Origin of the sequence: Aliiruegeria lutimaris (assembly GCF_900099935.1) — a bacterium.
Taxonomy (GTDB): domain Bacteria; phylum Pseudomonadota; class Alphaproteobacteria; order Rhodobacterales; family Rhodobacteraceae; genus Tropicimonas; species Tropicimonas lutimaris.
Map to the genome: position 1 here is coordinate 1 of NZ_FNEK01000185.1, position 1,325 is coordinate 1,325.

Consider the following 1,325-nt stretch of genomic DNA (forward strand, 5'->3'; position numbering starts at 1 on the left):
GAATTGGCTGCCTGAGTGTCGAGGCAACCGACAAGCTTCGTCCCGCTGAAAACAACCTGACAATGCCCTCGTGATAGGTGGTCTTGAGGATGAAGCCCTTGCGGGTGGTCTGGTGATCAATGGAGACGCGCATCAAACAAGCCGTGGGCGGTTTCGTTTTCTTTCCATGGGTGGGCGGGAGAATCTGCTTCGAAAGCAGATGAAGTCACGCTCTCGGAGCAATGGTTTATGTTCAGCAATGTTCCGGTACTTTTGCCGATGTTTCCCCATACAGGACCCCCATAGGGGTTGGGGGTCTGTATGGGGGTCGGATTTGCCGTCATGAGCGGGTCATATTGCTGTCGTCCGCATTGGCAACGCTCAGATCAACGTAGCTGCGAGCAACGTCGAGGTTGATGAACTTCATTTTTCCAAAATGGAAATGCTGTCCATCGAAGGTAATTAAACAGCCCTTGTACCTGTGCGTCTCGACGGCAGCGGTGGGTGGCTGGTTCGGTTCACTCGGACTATCCACCTTTTCGGTGGTCTCCTTTTCGGCATAGCTTGCCGATTCTGAGACGGAGTCCGACTTCATAGTCGCTCGAAGTTCTTCTTTCGCGACCTGCAGCGCCGCGTAACCTTGTCCCATAGAAGCGCCCTGTTTTAGGGCCTGTCTTGAGATCTCCAGTTGCTCCCGCGAGATCTTCAGGCCTTGCTGGGTATATTCGGCCGTATCGACATTCGCGCGGCCGATCTGGCAGAAGACGAGGCCGAGGAAGCCCAGGAAGGCGAGTGCCCCGCCCGGCATGACGGCCAGGATGATAGCGCCGGCCGATGCGCCTCCATAGCCTCTCATATCGCTGGCGGCGCCCATGACCGTATTGTCCGTTGACCCGCCTTCTCTATGAACCGCCGCCAAGGTCCAGTTCTCGTTCAGCCTGTCGGAAACGATGCGGCGAGACTTCAGTTGCTGCGATCGGTTGAATCGGCACGGCAAAGCTGCCGTTAAAGCAGCGGTCGGCGAAGTCGTCGGCTGCGCGAGCGGTACAGGTCCGCTCACTGCGCAAGGACGAAGCCGCTCGCGCTGCAGGGGCGCCTCTTGTGGGCGTATCGCGTTGATCTGATCGTCGCGCTTCGCTGATGGGTCCGCTGGACTGACCATTGGGGTCTTCTCAATCGTCAGACTGGAGGTTCCCATGACGGAGGAAAGAACCACGCCGCTGCGCGAGCGGATGATCGAGGACATGCGCAGACGAGCCGTTGTCGGATAGCAGGCGTGGCTTGTGAACGACCGTAGCTTGGTCACAGCCCGATGCCTCCAGCGCCAGCTCCAGGGTGTTGGTGAC

The 1,325-nt window shown here is 58.2% G+C and carries 1 protein-coding gene; it reads right to left on the reverse strand.

Annotated elements, in window-relative coordinates:
* Positions 1-319: 319 nt before the first annotated feature.
* On the reverse strand, positions 320-1,325 hold a 1,006-nt coding region (locus tag BLR85_RS28945), incomplete at its 5' end, for a hypothetical protein (protein WP_212635197.1).